The organism is Cedecea neteri, assembly GCF_000758325.1.
Taxonomy (GTDB): domain Bacteria; phylum Pseudomonadota; class Gammaproteobacteria; order Enterobacterales; family Enterobacteriaceae; genus Cedecea; species Cedecea neteri_B.
In genome coordinates, this window is the sequence record NZ_CP009459.1 from 2,359,485 (window position 1) to 2,379,477 (window position 19,993).

General features: G+C 55.1%; 22 protein-coding genes and 1 riboswitch. Of the genes, 16 read left to right on the forward strand and 6 right to left on the reverse strand.

Features of this window, described 5'->3' with window-relative positions:
• Positions 1-97 precede the first annotated feature (97 nt).
• From modA to modC, 3 genes are read left to right on the forward strand one after another with little or no spacing between them, the layout of a single operon-like run.
• Positions 98-874: a molybdate ABC transporter substrate-binding protein gene (gene modA, locus LH86_RS11145; RefSeq protein WP_039301200.1), complete on the forward strand. Its 777-nt coding sequence runs from the start codon at positions 98-100 to the stop codon at positions 872-874.
• Positions 871-1,563, forward strand: a complete 693-nt coding sequence (gene modB, locus LH86_RS11150; protein ID WP_039301202.1) for a molybdate ABC transporter permease subunit — start codon at positions 871-873, stop codon at positions 1,561-1,563. Before modA ends, modB begins: the two co-directional genes overlap by 4 nt.
• Positions 1,563-2,621, forward strand: a complete 1,059-nt coding sequence (gene modC, locus LH86_RS11155; RefSeq protein ID WP_039301205.1) for a molybdenum ABC transporter ATP-binding protein ModC — start codon at positions 1,563-1,565, stop codon at positions 2,619-2,621. The genes modB and modC overlap by 1 nt, the downstream gene beginning before the upstream one ends.
• On the opposite strand, the gene LH86_RS11160 is transcribed toward modC, so the two are convergent.
• A complete protein-coding gene (locus tag LH86_RS11160) occupies positions 2,622-3,452 on the reverse strand; it encodes a pyridoxal phosphatase (RefSeq protein ID WP_039301207.1) in 831 nt (276 codons plus the stop codon).
• A 128-nt stretch (positions 3,453-3,580) separates the two neighbouring features.
• Here LH86_RS11160 and pgl point away from each other — a divergent pair, with 128 nt between their 5' ends.
• On the forward strand, positions 3,581-4,579 hold the full coding sequence (pgl, locus tag LH86_RS11165) for a 6-phosphogluconolactonase (RefSeq protein WP_039301209.1): 999 nt from the start codon (positions 3,581-3,583) through the stop codon (positions 4,577-4,579).
• 56 nt (positions 4,580-4,635) lie between these two features.
• On the opposite strand, the gene LH86_RS11170 is transcribed toward pgl, so the two are convergent.
• The 3 genes from LH86_RS11170 to bioA form a co-directional block, all read right to left on the reverse strand.
• Positions 4,636-5,916, reverse strand: a complete 1,281-nt coding sequence (locus tag LH86_RS11170; RefSeq protein WP_039301211.1) for a putative acyl-CoA thioester hydrolase — start codon at positions 5,914-5,916, stop codon at positions 4,636-4,638.
• A gap of 145 nt (positions 5,917-6,061) precedes the next feature.
• On the reverse strand, positions 6,062-6,301 hold the full coding sequence (locus LH86_RS11175; RefSeq protein ID WP_039301213.1) for a hypothetical protein: 240 nt from the start codon (positions 6,299-6,301) through the stop codon (positions 6,062-6,064).
• Positions 6,302-6,463: 162 nt separating this feature from the next.
• The gene (gene bioA, locus LH86_RS11180) at positions 6,464-7,750 is read right to left on the reverse strand and encodes an adenosylmethionine--8-amino-7-oxononanoate transaminase (protein ID WP_039306105.1); all 1,287 of its coding nucleotides are present in this window, start codon (positions 7,748-7,750) and stop codon (positions 6,464-6,466) included.
• An 89-nt stretch (positions 7,751-7,839) separates the two neighbouring features.
• Here bioA and bioB point away from each other — a divergent pair, with 89 nt between their 5' ends.
• The 6 genes from bioB to LH86_RS11205 all read left to right on the forward strand — a co-directional run bounded on the left by bioB (position 7,840) and on the right by LH86_RS11205 (position 12,417).
• Complete coding sequence (gene bioB / locus LH86_RS11185; protein WP_008456235.1) at positions 7,840-8,880, forward strand: biotin synthase BioB; 1,041 nt, start codon at positions 7,840-7,842, stop codon at positions 8,878-8,880.
• Complete coding sequence (gene bioF / locus LH86_RS11190; protein ID WP_039301216.1) at positions 8,877-10,028, forward strand: 8-amino-7-oxononanoate synthase; 1,152 nt, start codon at positions 8,877-8,879, stop codon at positions 10,026-10,028. Before bioB ends, bioF begins: the two co-directional genes overlap by 4 nt.
• Positions 10,012-10,770, forward strand: coding sequence for a malonyl-ACP O-methyltransferase BioC (gene bioC, locus LH86_RS11195; protein WP_039301219.1), 759 nt, complete (start codon positions 10,012-10,014; stop codon positions 10,768-10,770). Before bioF ends, bioC begins: the two co-directional genes overlap by 17 nt.
• Positions 10,763-11,446 (forward strand): dethiobiotin synthase, encoded by a 684-nt coding sequence (bioD, locus tag LH86_RS11200; protein WP_039301223.1) that lies wholly within the window; start codon positions 10,763-10,765, stop codon positions 11,444-11,446. Before bioC ends, bioD begins: the two co-directional genes overlap by 8 nt.
• Before the next feature lie 176 nt (positions 11,447-11,622).
• Complete coding sequence (locus tag LH86_RS22805) at positions 11,623-11,883, forward strand: hypothetical protein (RefSeq protein ID WP_071842826.1); 261 nt, start codon at positions 11,623-11,625, stop codon at positions 11,881-11,883.
• 15 nt (positions 11,884-11,898) lie between these two features.
• Complete coding sequence (locus LH86_RS11205; protein ID WP_039301226.1) at positions 11,899-12,417, forward strand: helix-turn-helix transcriptional regulator; 519 nt, start codon at positions 11,899-11,901, stop codon at positions 12,415-12,417.
• Positions 12,418-12,429: 12 nt separating this feature from the next.
• On the opposite strand, the gene LH86_RS11210 is transcribed toward LH86_RS11205, so the two are convergent.
• On the reverse strand, positions 12,430-13,140 hold the full coding sequence (locus LH86_RS11210) for an ABC transporter ATP-binding protein (RefSeq protein ID WP_039301230.1): 711 nt from the start codon (positions 13,138-13,140) through the stop codon (positions 12,430-12,432).
• Between the two features lie 791 nt (positions 13,141-13,931).
• Here LH86_RS11210 and uvrB point away from each other — a divergent pair.
• Entirely contained in the window at positions 13,932-15,947 is a 2,016-nt protein-coding gene (gene uvrB / locus LH86_RS11215; protein WP_039301232.1) for an excinuclease ABC subunit UvrB, read from the forward strand.
• A 10-nt stretch (positions 15,948-15,957) separates the two neighbouring features.
• Here uvrB and yvcK read toward each other — a convergent pair whose 3' ends face one another.
• A complete protein-coding gene (yvcK, locus tag LH86_RS11220) occupies positions 15,958-16,866 on the reverse strand; it encodes a uridine diphosphate-N-acetylglucosamine-binding protein YvcK (RefSeq protein ID WP_039301236.1) in 909 nt (302 codons plus the stop codon).
• 208 nt (positions 16,867-17,074) lie between these two features.
• A riboswitch (molybdenum cofactor riboswitch) is annotated at positions 17,075-17,209 on the forward strand.
• Between yvcK and moaA the strand changes: the two genes are divergently transcribed.
• The 5 genes from moaA (at position 17,165) to moaE (ending at position 19,904) form a co-directional block, all read left to right on the forward strand.
• A complete protein-coding gene (moaA, locus tag LH86_RS11225) occupies positions 17,165-18,187 on the forward strand; it encodes a GTP 3',8-cyclase MoaA (RefSeq protein ID WP_052045573.1) in 1,023 nt (340 codons plus the stop codon). (Overlaps the previous riboswitch by 45 nt.)
• Positions 18,188-18,211: 24 nt before the next feature.
• A complete protein-coding gene (gene moaB / locus LH86_RS11230; protein ID WP_039301241.1) occupies positions 18,212-18,724 on the forward strand; it encodes a molybdenum cofactor biosynthesis protein B in 513 nt (170 codons plus the stop codon).
• A 3-nt stretch (positions 18,725-18,727) separates the two neighbouring features.
• Positions 18,728-19,213: a cyclic pyranopterin monophosphate synthase MoaC gene (gene moaC, locus LH86_RS11235; protein WP_039301244.1), complete on the forward strand. Its 486-nt coding sequence runs from the start codon at positions 18,728-18,730 to the stop codon at positions 19,211-19,213.
• The gene (gene moaD, locus LH86_RS11240) at positions 19,206-19,451 is read left to right on the forward strand and encodes a molybdopterin synthase sulfur carrier subunit (RefSeq protein WP_008456269.1); all 246 of its coding nucleotides are present in this window, start codon (positions 19,206-19,208) and stop codon (positions 19,449-19,451) included. Before moaC ends, moaD begins: the two co-directional genes overlap by 8 nt.
• Positions 19,452-19,904, forward strand: a complete 453-nt coding sequence (gene moaE, locus LH86_RS11245) for a molybdopterin synthase catalytic subunit MoaE (RefSeq protein WP_008456271.1) — start codon at positions 19,452-19,454, stop codon at positions 19,902-19,904. It begins immediately after the preceding gene.
• Positions 19,905-19,993: the final 89 nt, after the last annotated feature.

Below are 19,993 nucleotides of genomic sequence, written 5' to 3' on the forward strand. Positions count from 1 at the left end.
CTTTAAAGCCCTTCCTCTTTCTGCCGATAAATTCTGTATCTTCCGCATTGCAATCGTTATATTTCACGTTACATAACGAAACAAACGGAGTGAAAACATGAATCAACGTTGGGTTCGCCTTGCCCTGGGTGCGGCATTGTCTGTTTCTCTGGCAGGCCAGGCACTGGCTGAAAGTAGCAAAATTACCGTCTTTGCGGCGGCGTCGTTAACCAATGCGATGCAGGATATTGCCACGCAATATCAGAAAGAGAAGAAAGTTGAGATCGCTTCTTCTTTTGCCTCTTCCTCCACGCTGGCTCGCCAGATTGAAGCGGGTGCGCCGGCCGATTTGTTTATTTCTGCCGATCAGAAATGGATGGATTATGCTGTTGAGAAAGACACCATCAAAACAGACACTCGCGAAACGCTCCTGGGTAACAGCCTGGTCGTCGTTGCGCCTACCGCCAGCAAACAGGGCGACATCACCATTGACGCGAAAACCGACTGGTCATCGCTGCTGAAAGGTGGCCGTCTGGCCGTGGGCGATCCCGATCATGTTCCGGCAGGGATTTACGCCAAAGAGGCACTGCAAAAGCTGGGCGCATGGGACAGCTTATCCAGTAAACTTGCTCCGGCGGAAGATGTTCGTGGTGCGCTGGCGCTGGTTGAGCGCGACGAAGCGCCGCTGGGCATCGTTTACGGTTCTGACGCCGTTGCCGGAAAAGGCGTAAAAGTCGTGGGGACCTTCCCGGAAGATTCTCACAAGAAAGTGGAATACCCGATTGCGATTGTGAAAGGCCACGATAACCCGTCAGTGACCGCGTTCTATAGCTATCTGAAAGGACCGGAAGCGGCGAAAGTCTTCCAAAAATACGGATTTACGACGAAACAATGATATTGAGCGATCCCGAGTGGCAGGCGGTACTGCTAAGCCTAAAAGTCTCATCTATTGCGGTACTGTTCAGCCTTCCTGTCGGGATCTTCTTTGCCTGGGTGCTGGTTCGCTGCCGCTTCCCGGGCAAAGCCTTGCTCGACAGCCTGATTCACCTTCCCTTAGTCCTGCCGCCGGTGGTGGTGGGCTATCTGCTTTTGGTGGCTTTTGGCCGCCGCGGTTTTATTGGCGCCTGGCTGTATGACTGGTTTGGCATTACCTTCGCTTTTAGCTGGCGAGGGGCGGTGCTGGCGGCGGCGGTGATGTCATTCCCGCTGATGGTCAGGGCAATCCGCCTGGCGCTGGAAGGCGTTGATCTTCGTCTTGAGCAGGCCGCCAGAACGCTGGGCGCAGGGCGCTGGCGTGTCTTCTGCACCATTACTTTGCCGTTAACGCTGCCGGGTATTATTGCGGGTACCGTGCTGGCCTTTGCCCGCTCGCTGGGTGAGTTTGGTGCGACAATTACTTTTGTGTCCAACATTCCTGGTGAAACCCGAACGCTGCCTTCCGCCATGTACACTCTGATTCAAACCCCCGGCGGAGAAAGCGCTGCCGCACGTTTGTGCCTGATCGCTATCGTGCTGGCGATGGCCTCGCTGCTGGTGGCTGAATGGCTGGCGAGAGTCAGCCGTAAACGTATGGGGGCAAACTGATGCTGGAACTTAACTTCATTCAAACCCTGGGGACGCACCGGCTGGAAATCAATGAAACCCTGCCGGGCCAGGGCATCACGGCTGTTTTTGGCGTTTCTGGCGCAGGGAAAACCTCATTAATCAATGCGATTAGCGGCCTGACTAAGCCGGAGATGGGGCGGATCGTGCTGAACGATCGCGTGCTGACCGATGCCGAAAAGCAACTTTATCTGCCGCCGGAAAAACGCCGGGTAGGCTATGTGTTCCAGGATGCGCGCCTGTTCCCGCACTACCGCGTTCGCGGCAATTTAAAATACGGCATGGCAAAAAGCATGGCCGGCCAGTTTGATAAGCTGGTGGCATTGCTCGGCATTGAAGAGTTGCTGGAGCGTTTTCCCTGGAGTCTTTCCGGCGGTGAAAAGCAGCGCGTTGCTATTGGACGGGCACTTCTGACCGCGCCGGAGCTGCTGCTACTGGACGAGCCGCTAGCCTCGCTGGACATTCCTCGTAAACGTGAATTGTTGCCTTATCTCCAGCGGCTCGCCCGCGAGATCAACATTCCTATGCTGTACGTGAGCCATTCACTGGAGGAAATCTTACATCTGGCGGATAAAGTGCTGGTGCTGGATGCGGGGAATGTTAAGGCGTTTGGCAACCTTGAAGAGGTTTGGGGCAGCAGCGTGATGCATCCGTGGCTGCCTAAAGAGCAGCAAAGCAGCGTGCTGAAAGTTACCGTGCTTGAGCATCATCCTCATTACGCCATGACGGCGCTGGCGCTTGGCGATCAGCACCTGTGGGTGAACAAAATCGACAAACCGGTGCAGGCTCCGCTGCGTATTCGCATCCAGGCTTCTGACGTCTCGCTGGTGCTTCAGCCGCCGGTCAACAGCAGTATTCGCAACGTGCTGAGGGCTAAGGTTGCCCAGTGCTTTGACGACGAAGGGCAGGTGGAGGTTCAGCTTGAAGTGGGTTCCCGCACGCTGTGGGCGCGCATCAGCCCCTGGGCCCGGGACGAACTGGCGGTAAAACCCGGCCAGTGGCTGTATGCGCAAGTGAAAAGCGTGTCGATCGCAACCTGATTACAGCACGTACTTATAAAGCGTTTCGGCGATGCCTGTTTCCAGATTCGTGCCGATAGTCATATCGGCGCGGGATTTAATGGCGTCGTCGGCATTGCCCATGGCCACGCCCATCCCGGCGCTTTCCAGCATGCTCAGATCGTTGTAATTGTCACCGAACGCAATCACCTGATCCATGGCCAGTCCCTGAGACGCTACCCACTGAGCCAGGCGAGCGCCTTTACTGTTGCCACGCTGGGCGACGTCAACCTGATCGTGCCACGACCACTCGCAGGAGAGATCCAGTTCGCGCTCTACCTCAACGGTAAACTGCTTGAGCTTAGGAATGTCTGAATCCGTCAGGGCGAATTTCCAGATAGCCTCCACGTCCTGAGCCGCCTCTTTGAGTGAAGGCACGCTGCGGAAAACTGGGCGCTGTTGTTCAGGTAATGATTGCGCCCAGGTTTGGGTGCGGGCGACGTGGGCTTTGACATGTTCTGAGCTTTCGAGATAGAGCATCGCATCGTCGACGTACATCAGGCCATGTACCCGGTGAGCTGCCAGTAAATCCACCATTTTTGCGGCCTGCTCCGGGCGAAGAGGGTCGGACGCCAGAACCTTTTTTGCATGATAATCATACAAATAAGTGCCATTACAGCAAATTGCAGGTGTATCCAGGGCCAGTGCCTGATAAAAAGGATGTATGGCGACATGATGGCGACCCGTTACGATAACCACTTTCACGCCCGCTTCGCGAGCTTGCTGAAGGGCCGTAATGGACTCCGGGAGAATGGTTTTTTGCGGGGTCAGCAGGGTGCCGTCGAGATCGAGAGCAATTACGCGATAACTCATTTAGGGTTCCAGTCATTATTCATAAGGTTCGTTCCGATGGTACACCGCTCACGCTATAGCGCAAAATAGCTCGCGCCGTGAGCCGGCCTTATGATGCTTACTTACGACGTCAGGAGGAAAGTAAAGTCATGAAACAGACAGTTTATACCGCCAGCCCGGAAAGCCAGCAGATCCACGTCTGGACGCTGCACGCCAGCGGCGAAATGACCCTTGTGCAGGTGGTTGATGCTCCAGGGCAAGTTCAGCCGATGGTTATCAGCCCGGATAAACGCTTCCTGTACGTTGGCGTGCGCCCTGAGTTTCGTGTGGTGGCTTACCGCATTACGCCTGATGATGGTTCTCTGACAGAAGCTGGCGTGGCACCTCTGCCGGGCAGCCCAACCCACATTTCTACCGACCGTAAAGGCCGCTTCCTGTTCAGCGCGTCATACAACGCGGCAAACGTGGCGGTGATTAGCCTTGAAAATGATGGCCTGCCGGGCGAAACCGTCGATGTGGTTGAAGGGCTGGACGGCTGCCACTCGGCGAATATCTCCCCGGATAACCGCACGCTCTGGACGCCAGCGCTGAAACAGGATCGTATCTGCCTGTTCACGCTGTCCGATGATGGCAAGCTGGTGGCGCAAACGCCTGCTGAGGTCACGACGGTTGAGGGCGCAGGCCCGCGCCACATGGCGTTTCACCCGAACCAGCAGTATGCATACTGCGTGAACGAGCTGAACAGCACCGTTGATGTCTGGGAACTGCGCGACCCGCACGGCAAAATTGAATGCGTGCAGACGCTGGACTTTATGCCACCAGGTTTCACCGGTACCCGCTGGGCTGCCGATATCCATATTACTCCGGACGGCCGTCATCTTTATGCCTGTGACCGCACTGCCAGTATTATTACCGTATTCAGCGTTTCCGAAGATGGCAGCGTGCTGAATATCGAAGGCTACCAGCCAACGGAAGAGCAGCCTCGCGGCTTCAACGTTGACCACAGCGGTAAGTACCTGGTTGCCGTCGGGCAGAAATCCCATCACGCTGCCGTGTACAAAATTAACGGCGAGCAGGGGCTGCTGGAAGAAAAAGGCCGCTACGCCGTCGGGCAGGGACCAATGTGGGTTGTGATTAACGCGCACTGATTGTCAGCCATAAAAAAACCTCGCCGCGGCGAGGTTTTTTCTTACTGAATTAAAAATTACTTCTCTTCGACGACCGGGCTGCCTACGCCGCGGTTATTGAACTCCCACATGCGGTTGAAGCTCGGGTCATTCAGATCGCGTTTGATCGCGCCTTTATCGTCTTTGGTGCCCGTGTTACCCGCGAACGGACGCTTGGACTCCAGCGCATCGCCCCACGGTTTAGCCGTGTTGAAACCTTCGTTGATCACGCTGTCGCGGATCACAACCTGTCCATTTGCGGCCTGGCCGTTTTCACCGGCTAAATCCCATGAGCGGCCCAGCTGAGCATCACCGGCAGCGGTAAAGCGGCTGTTGATGGCCAGGAAGCCGTAGTAGATGTTTGGCAGCGTGGCTGGCGCGAACACGGAACCTTCTTTGGTGCGGCTGTTCACCAGGCGGAAATCGGTGTTATCAAACACCACGGCACCGCGGCCTGCGACCACATCCACATCGCCTTCAATGTAACTGTTGGTTACCAGCGTGCGAGGCTGACGATTGGTCAACATACGGTTCTGAACGTCGCTGTTGGTGACGAAGAAGGTGTTCTGACGGCCCAGCAGGTGAACGTTGTTCAGCTGCACTTTATCGCCATCACTGCGCAGCGCCACGGCCTGGTGATTACCGGCGTCTACGCTGTCGCCCAGGGTGTTCTGGATGGTCAGGTTCTGCAGCTGCAGGCCATTATTCTGTGACCAAACGGCCGCGGAACACATCACGCCCACGGTCGCACCACGGCGGCTCTGGCAGTTATCAAACATGTACCAGGCAGGTTTCCCTGGCATGTATTTCCCGCCCGGGTTAACGGTGCGACGCCAGGTTGTCGGGTCGGTTTCAGAGTCCAGCGTCAGGCCGATTTTGACATCGTCTGCATTGCCAGAGGTACCGTACAGCGTCACGCTACCGGAAGCCGCAGGAATATACACCGTACCTTCATATTGACCCGGCATAATGGCGATATACAGACGAGAGCTGCTGTGCTTGATGATAGCAGCGTCCACCGCGGCCTGGACTGACGTGTGGGTGACGCCAGGCGTACCGGCAGGGCCAACCACAAAATCAGGCTGCTGAGGCGTACGAATCGAGGACGGTGTCCACGGGGCTTCATTTGGGTTCATCGCGGTGAAGTAGCGCGCTGCTACAAAATTCTGCGCTTCGTCAGCCGCCAGGATTGGGCGGGACTGGGTTCCCGGTGCCACCTGAGTAGACGGTTTGTCCTGGGGTGGGGTTGAGCTACATGCACTCAGCGCCATTACAAAAGCCAGGGCTGCGGCGCGACGAGAAACCGATAATGTGTTCAAGGTTGCTCCTTGCTATACGGTGGAATAGAGGGTTATCTCAAAGCCTGACTTTTTATACTAAGTTGAGCGAAACGGGAAGCCGATTGTGCAAATCGGCTTCAGAAAGGAGAAAGAGGGTATTTTCCGGCGATGAAAACGCGTTTTGTTATTCTTTTTCTACGGTGTACTGGCCGTCTTTCTTGCGAATAATATATTTGTGGTCACTGTCGCAGGAGACGGTAAGTGAACCCCCAAATGCGGCGGGGTACACGCTGTTCACGGTATCGCACTGATAACCCGCCTGGCGAATCACTGACTGTGTTTCCGCTTTTAGCTGGGGCGAGCCGGTATCGGCCAGGGCGCTGCCTGCTATCAGGCAGAAGCTGAGTACAATGGTTCTCTTCATTTCTGTCTCTCTGTGGTGTGAATCTGGTGAAAGGTTAATCGGCAGCGAGACGGGAAGGGATTAATAACTTAACTGGATTTATTTGTGTAAATTCATTCCAGAAATCGATTAGTGAAGGACAGACCAGGCCGGCAAGCGATCCCGGCCCGTTTGAGTCGGGAGCTAGCGGAAAAACTCAGGATTTTTTACCGCCTGTGCGACGGCTACAATTAATTTATCCAGCTGCTCAGGGCTGATGATGTAAGGCGGCATCAGGTAGATCAGGCGGCCAAATGGCCGGATCCACACGCCCTGTTCGACAAAGAAACGCTGTAAAGCGGCCATGTCCACAGGCCTGCGTGTTTCCACCACGCCAATAGCACCCAGTACGCGCACGTCGGCTACGTTTTCATTCGCTGTGAGCGGCAGCAAACCTTCCCGCAGCTGATGTTCAATCGCAGGGACCTGTTGCTGCCAGTCACCTTCCGCCAGGAGCGCCAGGCTTTCACTGGCAACCGCACAGGCGAGCGGATTCCCCATAAAGGTTGGGCCGTGCATAAAGCATCCGGCTTCACCGTTGCTGATGGTTTCTGCGATATGGCGGGTGGCAAGCGTCGCTGAGAGCGTCATCGTGCCGCCGGTCAAGGCTTTGCCGAGACACATGATGTCCGGTGAAATACCCGCGTGGTCGCAGGCAAACAGTTTCCCGGTGCGGCCAAAACCTGTAGCGATCTCGTCGGCGATCAGCAGAATTCCCTCCCGGTCGCACATGCGGCGGAGGCGACGTAGCCATTCAGGGTGGTAAAAACGCATGCCGCCCGCGCCCTGGACGACAGGCTCCAGAATAACGGCGGCAATCTCTTCGCGATGGGCGGCCATCAGGCGGGCAAATGGCACGATATCCATCTCGTTCCATTCATCACCAAAGCTGCATTGTGGAGCAGGGGCAAAAAGATGTTCAGGCAAATAGCCCTGCCACAGGCTGTGCATCGAGTTATCGGGATCGCAGACCGACATCGCGCCGAACGTATCGCCGTGATAGCCGTTACGGAAGGTCAGAAAACGCTGGCGGGGCTGGCCCTTAGCGTGCCAGTACTGCAGCGCCATTTTCATGGCGACCTCAACGGCGACCGAACCCGAGTCCGCCAGAAACACACATTCCAGCGGGACAGGCGTCATCGCGACCAGCTTGCGGCACAGCTCAACGGCCGGTGGATGAGTGATCCCGCCGAACATCACGTGCGACATGCTGTCAATTTGGTGCTTCATGACCTGATTCAGTCGCGGGTGGTTGTAGCCATGAATAGCCGCCCACCAGGAAGACATGCCGTCGACGAGCATGCTCCCGCCAGCCAGCTGCAGCTCACAGCCCGCCGCGGCCACAACGGGATAAACCGGGAGCGGCTGGCTCATTGAGGTGTACGGGTGCCAGATATGTCGCTGGTCGAACGCTAAATCATCAGGGGTCATAGGGTGACTTGTAAACCATTTGAAAAACATTTAGGTTTACGAGTATAACGTCAATCGATTTCTCATAACACCCCTTTTGGAGAGACCCCATGGCTCACCACGCACGCTGGACAATGTCGCAGGTCACTGCTTTATTTCAAAAACCGTTGTTGGATTTGCTGTTTGAAGCCCAGCAAACGCATCGACAGCACTTCGATCCCCGGCAGGTACAGGTCAGTACCTTACTGTCTATAAAAACCGGCGCTTGCCCGGAAGACTGTAAATATTGCCCACAAAGCGCCAGATATAAAACTGGCCTGGAGTCTGAACGCCTGATGGAAGTCGAGCAGGTGCTGGACTCCGCCCGCAAGGCTAAAAACGCAGGTTCGACCCGTTTTTGTATGGGAGCCGCCTGGAAGAACCCGCATGAGCGCGATATGCCTTATCTTGAGCAAATGGTGCAGGGCGTTCGCGCTATGGGGCTGGAAACCTGTATGACGCTTGGCACGCTGACCAATGAACAGGCGCAGCGTCTGGCCTCCGCAGGGCTGGATTATTACAACCATAACCTGGACACCTCCCCGGAATTTTACGGCAATATCATCACAACCCGAACCTATCAGGAACGTCTGGACACGCTGGATAAAGTCCGTGATGCAGGGATCAAAGTTTGCTCCGGGGGGATTGTCGGCCTGGGTGAAACCGTCACCGACCGCGCTGGACTGCTACTGCAATTAGCGAATTTGCCAACGCCACCAGAAAGCGTACCTATTAACATGCTGGTGAAAGTCAAAGGCACGCCTCTGGCGGATAATGAAGATGTGGATGCCTTTGATTTTATTCGTACCATCGCGGTGGCGCGTATCATGATGCCAACCTCCTACGTGCGCCTTTCCGCAGGCCGTGAGCAGATGAGCGAGCAGACGCAGGCAATGTGTTTTATGGCCGGGGCAAACTCCATTTTCTACGGCTGCAAACTGCTGACGACGCCGAACCCGGAGGAGGACAAAGATCTGCAGCTGTTCCGCAAGCTTGGGCTTAATCCGCAACAAACCACCACCGAAATGGGCGACAACGAACAGCAGGAACAGCTTGCCGGGCAGATCCTCAACGCCGATACCGACAATTACTACAACGCGGCGGCGGTATGAGCTGGCCACTGCGAATCTCCGGGGCTTTAAGCGAACGGCGATCCAGCGCCAGCCTTCGCACCCGACAGGCCAATACGCTCGGTAACGGGCGTATTTTTTCGGCCAACGGTCGGGAATATTTGAATTTTTCCAGCAACGATTATCTGGGATTGAGCCATCACCCGCAGATTGTGGAGGCCTGGCAAAAAGGCGCGACGCAGTTCGGCGTTGGCAGCGGCGGGTCTGGCCACGTCACGGGGTATAGCCATGCACATCAGGCGTTTGAGGAACAGCTGGCGGATTGGCTAGGCTTTGAGCGAGCGCTGTTGTTTATCTCCGGCTACAGCGCAAATCAGGCGGTGATCTCCGCGCTGGCGCAAAAAACGGACACGCTTATCGCCGATAAGCTTTGCCATGCCTCAATGATGGAAGCGGCGATGCAAAGCCCGGCTCAGCTACGCAGATTTCATCACAACGACGTTCAGGCCCTTGCCACGCAGCTTGGTAAACCGCATGAAGGTGAACAGCTTGTCCTGACCGAAGGTATCTTCAGCATGGACGGGGACAGCGCGCCACTACCTGAAATAGCACAGGCGACAAGACAAGCAGGCGGTTGGCTAATGGTCGACGATGCGCATGGCATTGGTGTCTTTGGCGACGAAGGGCGTGGCAGCTGTCATCTGCAAAATACCAGACCAGATATCCTGGTCGTCACCTTTGGTAAAGCGTTTGGCGGCAGCGGCGCGGCGGTATTGTGCAGCGAAGACGTTGCAACTTACCTGCTGCAGTTTGCCCGCCACTTGATATACAGCACCGCCATGCCGCCGGCGCAGGCCGTCTCGCTTCAGGCCGCGTTAAAGGTGGTTCAGCAGGGCGATGATTACAGAGCAAGGCTGGCTGAAAATATTCTGCGTTTTCGGCAGGGGGCTGCCCGACTCTCGCTGAATCTGGCTGATTCTGGCAGCGCGATACAACCTCTGATTGTGGGGGAGAATCAGCGCACGCTGGATCTCGCCTCCCGCCTGAAAGATCGGGGGTTCTGGTTAACCGCCATTCGCCCGCCTACCGTTCCTCCCGGTAGCGCCCGCCTGCGCATCACCCTCACGGCAGCGCATACTTCTGGCGATATAGACGCATTGCTGGGGGCACTTTATGACGCAGCTTGTTGATAAAGCCGCCGTTGCCGCAGCGTTTAGCCGGGCGGCAGGCAGCTACGAGCATTTCGCCGAGCTGCAGCGTATCTGCGGTGATAATCTGCTGGCCGAGCTGGAAAACCGCCTCGCCGCAAGCGTGCTGGATGCAGGCTGCGGCACAGGCTGGTACAGCAGAATTTGGCGGGAAAGAGGAAGCGAAGTGCTGGCGCTGGACATCTCGAAAGCGATGCTTGAGCGGTGTCAGCAAACCCAGTCGGCGCATCGTTTTCTTGAGGGGGATATCGAGTCTATCCCGCTGGCGGATGACCAGGTGGATCTGGCCTGGAGTAATCTTGCCGTTCAGTGGTGCAGCGATCTGCAACAAGGCTTATCCGAGCTTTACCGAGTGACAAAATCGGGGGGCTGCATCGCATTCACTACGCTTGCGGCAGGTTCACTGCCTGAGCTGCACGAGGCCTGGCGCGGGATAGACGAACGTGCGCATGCCAATCAGTTTTTATCCGTGTGCGAGATTGAGCAAGCATGTCGCCCCTGGCGTTATGTATTAACCAGCCGCACCGTAAGCCAGCGTTTTCCTGACGTTATGAGCGCCATGCGTTCGCTGAAGGGCGTTGGGGCAACACACCTGCACGATGGCCGCAAAAACACTCTGCTGACGCGTGGGCAACTGCAGCGGCTGAGCGAAGCGTGGCCCCGGCAAGACGGGCAGTTCTCTCTTAGCTGGCAGATAATTTTTGGAGTAATTGAACGTGATTAAAAAGTGGTTTGTGACCGGTACCGACACCGAAGTCGGTAAGACCGTCGCTAGCTGTGCGCTGCTGCAGGCGGCGAATACTGCAGGGTATCGCTCTGTGGGCTATAAACCCGTGGCCTCTGGCAGTGAAATGACGTCTGAAGGCATTCGCAACAGTGATGCGTTAGCGCTGCAGCGCAATAGCTCGGTCAAATTGCCGTATGAGGAGATCAATCCGCTGGCTTTTCTTGAGCCGACCTCCCCGCATATCATTAGTGCCGAAGAGCAGCGCCCCATTACTTTTGCTGCTATGTCTGAAGGCCTCAAGAATCTTACAGGAAAAGCCGACTGGGTTCAGGTTGAAGGGGCGGGAGGCTGGTTTACCCCTCTGTCTGACACCACGACATTTGCTGAATGGGCCATCAGCGAGCAACTGCCGGTTATTTTAGTGGTGGGTGTGAAACTTGGCTGCATTAATCATGCAATACTCACAGCACAGGCGGTGCAGGCCGCCGGTTTACCACTGGCTGGCTGGGTAGCCAACGGCGTTCAACCCGCAGGAAAAAGGCATGCGGAATATCTCGCCACGCTCAAACAGCGGCTGCCGGCTCCGCTGCTGGGGGAAATTCCCTGGCTTGAGGATATCAGCGATCAAACTGAGCTTGGTCACTACCTCGATCTCTCCGTTATTACGATCTAAGCCGTAAGGCGACTGCAACAAAAGCCAGGCCCGCAGCGAAGCCTCGGGCTGGCTCCCACTTTAACATTTTCCCCACAGACAATGATTCTTTCCAGGCTGCAACGTCTATAGAGTATTTCATACTTTTAGTTGTCATGTGACAACCTTTATGAGATGCTTTTTTAGCCGGAGGAGATATGGCCAGAAAACGGCACCCGCAAAAAGAGATAGAGGCGGCACTAAGCTACGCAGAATGTCAGGGTTGGCGGGTTAAAGAGGGCGGTTCGCATTGCTGGGGAAAAATGTATTGCCCCTGGAACGATAAAACATGCCGGTGCGGCGAGTTTTGCATCAGCTGTGTATGGAGTACGCCTCGCAACACAGAGAATCATGCCAGACAAATTCGCAGGCTTGTGGATGGATGCGCCAATAGGGCATCACGCAGCGTCCTGCATTAACAAGGGGAAGTCATCATGGCGGAATACACGTTCACGCTTGTTTTTAGGCTACCTAAAGGGCAAAAAAATCCGGAGAAGTGGGTTGGTGCGCTGGGTGCGGGTGGATGTGATGACGCCCTTGTTGGCATCGGTGTGACGGGGCGTATTGCCCTGAATTTCATCCGCGAAGCCGACACTGCAGAAGAAGCCTTACTGAGCGCGCTAAAGGACGTTTCAGGCATTATTCCAGGTGCGTTATTGGTTGAAGCTGCCCCTGATTTAGTGGGGTTGAGCGACGTAGCGGAACTGCTGGGCGTGTCCCGGCAGTATATTCGCAAAGTTATGGTTTCCCGGGAGGCGTTTCCAGCGCCAGTACATGATGGGAAAACGGCACTATGGAATCTCGACGCGGTTTTACGCTGGATGAACAGCTCTGGCGTGAGGTCCATACCTTCGCCTTTGCTGGATATCGCAAAAGTGACGCGGCAGTGCAACCTGCATCGGGCGATGACGGACCTCAACCCGGTCTTTCAGGCAAAATTGAACAATTTGTAGTAGAGACTGCGTTCAGGGATCTAACCAGCCTGCCACGAGCTTGTCGTCCAGTTGGGAGACATTTCCTTGCGCGACATTCCGGCCTTTATGTAACAGGCAAAACTTGTCTGCAACCCGGCGTATAAAAGACAGCCGCTGTTCGACCAACAAAATAGTCAGGCCGAAGTCGCGGTTTAAGCGCCGGATGAGGTTGCCCATTTCTGTGATAAAGCGGTGCCCTCCGCCGAGAGTGGGCTCATCCAGTATCAGCAGCCTGGGTTCTAAAACCAGTGCCCTGGCAAGCGCTAACTGTTGCTGCATATCTCCGCTGAGTTCGCAGCTTTTTACCTGCCGTAGGCTATAAAGCTCGGGAAACAGGTCATCAATTAGCACCGGAATGGCCCGAGGGGCCTGATGACCGGCCATCATGGCTATCTGCAGGTTTTCCTCAACGCTAAGCTGGGAGAAGATGCGTCTGTCCTGGGGAACGTAACCGATCCCAAGCGCAGTCCTGCGCTCAACCGGTTTATTCACCAAGTCTTCGGGCGGCTGTCCCGCCTGTTGCCACAGCATGCTGCCGCTTTGGACTGGCAAATAGCCGGTAATGCAGTTTACGAGCGTGGTTTTGCCCTGGCCTGGCGCGCCAAGCACGCAGGTGCATTCTCCCGAGGTCAGCTCGAGGTCGAGGTTCCACAGAATGTGATTGTTACCGTAGAACTGATTAACAGCGCGTAAGCTAAGCATGGCTCATCTCCTGGGTTGGGGAGTCATTTCCCCCCTGGATATGCTGCAATTAGCTTGCCAGCTTGGTGATAACGCCTGAAAGCATCGCGCTATTCAGGATAAAACTGAGTATCGGTTTCCTGAGAGGATAAAGTTGAGGTGCAAGATGAGATCTTGCTGCACCCGACAGGTGCTAAAAAGAACGAATTTGGTGCAATAAAACGCCTTTTAACCTCAGGATATATCTCGATTTCGGGATCTTGCTCAATATGGCCGGGTATAGCGAAATCGAATGAATAAAAGCAAAAAAATTAGCGAAAATTTTTTTTCGCCCCTGGCACAGGAAGATCAGGGATTTTTCCGAGTGGCTAGGCAAAAGGGCTTGCTGCAGTTATCCACCATTCCTGTGGATAACCTTGTGCATTAGAGTTAGAAAACTTGACGAAAGCGAGAGCGGGCGCGGCCTGCGGCCAAATTGGCGCGAAACCGGTCTTTGTGAAATATTCATTTAAATTCAATTTGTTAAATAAAAGCAACAGCTGCAATAAAACTGTCAAACATTCGGCCAGAGGTATCCTTACCTCCCTTGACAAATGTTAAAAGGCGAAAAAATTTGGGGATAACCGGTCACGGCTGGAGATTTATCTGGCGAAGGGGCAAATTGTGGGCAAACAAAGTGGCAAAAAGCAGTCGTTAGCAGGCGTAGTAAAAATGAGAACTGGTGTTTTATACAGTTTTTATACTGGCAAAAATCCCGCTGCCGGGTAAAATTACTCTCCGGCCCGCTCGTTTCTTCATCAGGTAGCCCGTTCATGAGTAAAGCGTTCAAACTGAATTCCGCATTTAAACCTTCTGGCGACCAGCCTGAAGCTATCCTTCGCCTGAAAGACGGGCTTGAAAACGGGCTGGCGCACCAGACGCTGCTGGGCGTTACGGGGTCGGGTAAAACCTTCACGGTGGCAAACGTGATTGCTGACCTTCAGCGCCCCACGATGGTACTGGCGCCAAATAAGACGCTGGCGGCGCAGCTTTACGGTGAAATGAAAGAGTTCTTCCCGGACAATGCCGTTGAGTTTTTTGTCTCTTACTACGATTACTACCAGCCTGAAGCTTATGTGCCAAGCTCGGACACCTTCATTGAAAAAGATGCGTCGGTGAACGAACACATTGAACAGATGCGTCTGTCGGCGACCAAAGCGCTGCTTGAGCGCCGGGACGTCATCGTGGTGGCATCCGTGTCGGCGATCTACGGTCTGGGTGACCCGGACCTGTACCTGAAGATGATGCTTCATCTGACGAAGGGCATGATCATCGATCAGCGGGCGATCCTGCGCCGTCTCACGGAGCTGCAATACACGCGCAACGATCAGGCATTCCAGCGCGGTACGTTCCGCGTAAGAGGGGAGGTGGTCGATATCTTCCCGGCTGAATCAGACGATCTTGCGCTTCGCGTTGAATTGTTCGACGAAGAGGTTGAAAGGCTGTCGCTGTTTGATCCGCTCACCGGGCAAATCGATCAAACTATTCAGCGTTTTACTATCTACCCTAAATCGCACTACGTGACGCCGCGCGAGCGTATTGTGCAGGCGATGGAAGACATCAAAGTTGAGCTGGCCGAGCGCCGAAAATTCCTGCTGGAAAATAATAAACTGCTGGAAGAGCAGCGTATTACCCAGCGAACCCAGTTTGATCTCGAGATGATGAACGAGCTGGGTTATTGCTCGGGCATTGAAAACTACTCGCGCTTCCTCTCCGGGCGAGGGCCTGGCGAACCACCCCCGACGCTTTTTGACTATCTTCCGGCTGATGGCCTGCTGGTGGTGGATGAATCCCACGTCACCATTCCGCAAATTGGCGGCATGTATCGTGGCGACCGAGCCCGTAAAGAAACGCTGGTGGAATACGGTTTCCGCCTGCCGTCGGCGCTGGATAACCGCCCGTTAAAATTTGAAGAGTTTGAAGCGCTGGCCCCGCAGACCATCTACGTTTCAGCGACGCCGGGCAACTATGAGCTGGAAAAATCTGGCGAGGACATCGTTGACCAGGTTGTTCGCCCTACGGGGCTGCTCGATCCAGTGATTGAAGTGCGCCCGGTGGCAACGCAGGTAGATGATTTGCTCTCTGAAATTCGTAAACGTGTGGCCATCAATGAACGCGTGCTGGTGACGACATTAACCAAGCGGATGGCGGAAGATCTGACCGAGTATTTAGAGGAGCATGGCGAGCGCGTGCGCTACCTGCACTCAGATATCGACACCGTGGAGCGCATGGAGATTATCCGCGATTTGCGTCTTGGTGAATTTGACGTCCTGGTGGGGATCAACCTGCTGCGAGAAGGTCTTGATATGCCGGAAGTGTCGCTGGTTGCCATTCTGGATGCGGATAAAGAAGGTTTTCTGCGTTCCGAGCGCTCGCTTATTCAGACCATTGGCCGTGCGGCGCGTAACGTTAACGGCAAGGCGATTCTCTACGGCGATAAAATCACGCCGTCAATGGCCAAAGCGATTGGTGAAACCGAACGCCGCCGTGAGAAGCAGCAGCGCTACAACGAAGAGAATGGTATTACGCCGCAGGGCCTGAACAAACGAGTGGTGGACGTTCTGCAGCTTGGCGAAGGCATGGCTAAGACCAAAGGGCGGGTTAAAACCAAAGCACGCAGCGTGATTGAAGATGATGAAGTTGTGCTGACCCCGAAAGCGCTGCAGCAGAAAATTCATCAGCTTGAAACGAAGATGCTGGAACATGCGCAGAATCTGGAGTTTGAAGAGGCCGCGCAGGTTCGCGACCAGCTCCACAAGTTGCGCGAAATGTTTATCGCCGCCTCATAAGCGGCGAGCCTTAACCGAGCTGCTGCACGGCCTGTTCGAGGGCTGCCCGCAGCAGCTGGCGGTCGTGGCGATAGCGAATGTCGCTGGCCTCCAGCGGCTGTTGGATAACCAATCTGTCGCCTACTTCGCTGACGTCAACCTGCGGGCCAACCAGTACGGCATCGATAACGCGTTTTCCGATATGCTGTTCCATCAACTCAAGTTTTTGGCGCAGGGAAAGGCTGGCTGCGGCAGGGCTTAGCTCTTTGCCCAGGTTGCCGATATACACCATTGGCGCTGGCGTGCGGCGCAGCGCCTGATCCATCTCTTCAAGCAGCAGAATCGGCATCAGGCTGGTGTAAAAGCTCCCTGGGCCAATCAAAATTAAATCGGCTTCAGCGATGGCTTCCAGGGCTTCACGCGTGGCCGGGACTTTAGGGTAGACCGCCAAATCCTGCGGTGGATTGGGCAACTGGTCGATACTCACTTCGCCATACACGGCGTTGCCCTGGTCGTCGGTAGCCATTAAATCGACCGGATGTTCCGACATCGGAATCAGCTGTGCATCGACCTTTAGCAAGTTGCGAATTAAATTGATTGCTTCCAGAGGGCGCACGCTGAGGTGATCCAGCGCTTTTAACATCAGGTTTCCGAGGTTATGGCCTGAAAGTTCGCCATTACCGCCAAAACGGTACTCAAACATTGTCGATGCCACGCTTGGTTCGGTGATCAGCTGGTTCAGGCAGTTGCGCATATCTCCCCAGGCAATCCCGCCTTCAGAGCGCCGAATACGCCCCGTTGAACCACCGTTGTCGGTGGTGGTGACGATGCCGGTTAAACGTGAGCCAAGAGGGGAGAGAGATGACATTACTCTGCCCAGACCGTGCCCACCGCCCAGTGCGACAACCCGATCAAGATCTGCAAGCGTGCGATTACGCATAGAAAAGATAATCCTTAAGAGGCATACAGGCGCTTAAGGTAGCGTAAAAGCGCCAAAAAGACGATTCTTGCTCTGTGGATAATGATGCATATCAAAGTAAAAGTTAGCTTTTTAAGTACTCTGTAGCGAAATTAAGCAATCATCTCGTTATGTATAGATTTATATAGCGAAAACTGATATGGCGCGAAGCCAGATGTCGCGCTACTATCGCAGTAACACACACTCAAGCCCTGGTACCTAAGTCACAAGATAAGGTGCCCTGGCCGCAGCCCCTGAGGTTGCCAGGGTGCAGGAAGAAATGACTGCATCTCCCGTATTTGGAAAGGTGTACTCAGTGTCCCAGCTTACTGATGCTTTTGCGCGTAAGTTCTATTACTTGCGCTTATCAATTACCGACGTCTGCAACTTTCGCTGCAGCTATTGCCTGCCTGATGGCTACAAGCCGCACGGCGTGGCCAATAAAAGCTTCCTCAACGTCGATGAAATCCGCCGCGTTACCCGGGCTTTCGCCGCTCTGGGAACCGAAAAGGTGCGTCTGACCGGCGGGGAACCTTCTTTGCGCCGCGACTTTACCGAAATCATCGCCGCGGTGCGTGAAAACGCGTCGATTCGCCAGCTTGCGGTGACGACCAACGGCTATCGCCTGGCCCGGGATGTTAATGCCTGGCGTGATGCGGGGCTGACCGCCCTGAATGTTAGCGTCGACAGCCTGGACGCTCGTCAGTTTCATGCCATTACCGGTCAGGATAAATTTCGTCAGGTGATGGAAGGCATTGACGCAGCTTTCAGCGCGGGCTTTGAGCGAGTAAAAGTGAACACCGTGCTGATGCGTGATGTAAACCACCATCAACTTGAGACCTTCCTCGCCTGGATCAAACCGCGTCCCATTCAGCTCCGTTTTATTGAGCTGATGGAAACCGGCGACGGCGGCTCGATTTTCCGCAAACACCATATTTCCGGCAAAACCATTCGCGACCAGCTGCTTGAACGCGGTTGGGTACACCAGCTGCGCCAGCGCAGCGACGGCCCTGCCCAGGTTTTCTGCCATCCCGATTATAAAGGCGAAATTGGGATCATCATGCCGTATGAGAAAGACTTCTGTGCCAGCTGCAACCGGCTGAGGGTTTCGTCCGTCGGCAACCTGCACCTCTGCCTGTTTGGCGATCAGGGGATTGCGTTACGCGATCTGTTGACGGATGACGGCCAGCAAAGCGAGCTGGAAGGGCGTATCTCTTCCGCGCTGGCGCAGAAAAAACAAACCCATTTCCTGCATGACGGTAATACCGGCATCACCCAAAATCTGTCGTATATCGGCGGCTAGAGCCTGCCCACAAGGAGAATATCGATGAGTCAGGTAAGCGCAGAGTTTATCCCGGCACGTATTGCTATTTTGACGGTGTCCAGCCGTCGTGGTGAAGAGGACGACACTTCGGGCCATTATCTGAGCGAGGTCGCCACGGAAGCGGGGCATCAGGTGGTCGACAAAGCTATCGCCAAAGAAAACCGTTATGCCATCCGGGCCGCAGTTTCGCAGTGGATTGCCGATGAGCAGGTTCAGGTGGTGCTGATCAACGGCGGCACCGGGTTTACCGACGGAGACCAGACGCCGGAGGCGCTTCTCCCGCTGTTTGACCGGGAAGTTGAAGGCTTTGGCGAACTGTTTCGTATGCTCTCATTTGAAGAGATTGGCACTTCTACGCTGCAGTCACGGGCCGTTGCGGGCATGGCGAACAAAACGCTGATTTTCGCCATGCCGGGTTCAACAAAGGCCTGCCGCACTGCCTGGGAAAATATCATTCAACCTCAACTGGATGCTCGTCAGCGCCCGTGCAATTTCCACCCACATATTAAGAAGTAAGTTATGTCGCATTTGACCCATATTAACGCCGCCGGGGAAGCCCATATGGTGGATGTGTCCGCCAAGGCTGAGACGGTTCGTGAGGCCCGCGCTGAAGCGTTTGTGACCATGCAGCCGGCAACGCTGGCGATGATTGTTGACGGCAGTCACCACAAAGGTGACGTTTTTGCCACTGCGCGTATCGCGGGGATCCAGGCTGCTAAACGTACCTGGGAACTGATTCCGCTGTGCCATCCGCTTTTACTGAGCAAAGTAGAAGTGCAGCTTGAGGCTCAGGCTGAGCAAAACCGCGTTCGCATTGAGTCCGTGTGCCGCCTGACGGGAAAAACCGGCGTAGAAATGGAGGCATTAACTGCGGCCTCCGTCGCCGCGTTGACCATTTATGATATGTGCAAGGCCGTACAAAAAGACATGACGATCGGCCCGGTGCGCCTGCTGGAAAAGAGCGGCGGAAAATCCGGCGACTTTAAGGTGGAAAACGATGCTTAATGTTCTGTTTTTTGCCCAGGTACGAGAACTGGTTGGCTGCGATAGCCTCGCGCTGGATGAAGCCTACGGCGACGTGGAGCAACTGCGTGCGGCACTAGCCGACAGAGGCAGTCGCTGGGCGCTGGCGCTGGAGTCCGGCAAGCTGCTGGCCGCGGTCAATCAAACGCTGGTGAGCTTTGATCATCCGCTGGCGAAGGGCGATGAAGTGGCATTTTTCCCTCCGGTAACAGGAGGTTAAATGGACAGCACCCGAATCATTGTTGGCCGCGAGAATTTTAACGTCGGCGAAGAATATCAGTGGCTTTCGCAGTGCGATGAAGACGGCGCCGTCGTGACCTTCACCGGTAAAGTTCGCAATCACAACCTTGGCGACAGCGTTAGTGCCCTGACGCTTGAACATTATCCGGGCATGACCGAAAAAGCGCTGGCTGAGATTGTCGCCGAGGCCAGAAGCCGCTGGCCGTTGCAGCGAGTGACGGTGATCCACCGCATCGGCGAACTGTGGCCCGGCGATGAAATTGTTTTTGTCGGCGTGACGGGCGCGCACCGCAGCTCGGCGTTTGAAGCCGCCCAGTTCATCATGGATTACCTGAAAACCCGCGCCCCGTTCTGGAAACGTGAAGCGACCGCCGAAGGCGACCGCTGGGTCGAAGCCCGGGACAGCGATAAACAGGCGGCTAAACGCTGGTAGGCTACGCGGTCTGCGGGATGTGTTAATCTTAAAGCGGGCGAGCCAAACAGCTCGCGTCAGAAGCTTAATTCACAACACAGAGGAAGCAT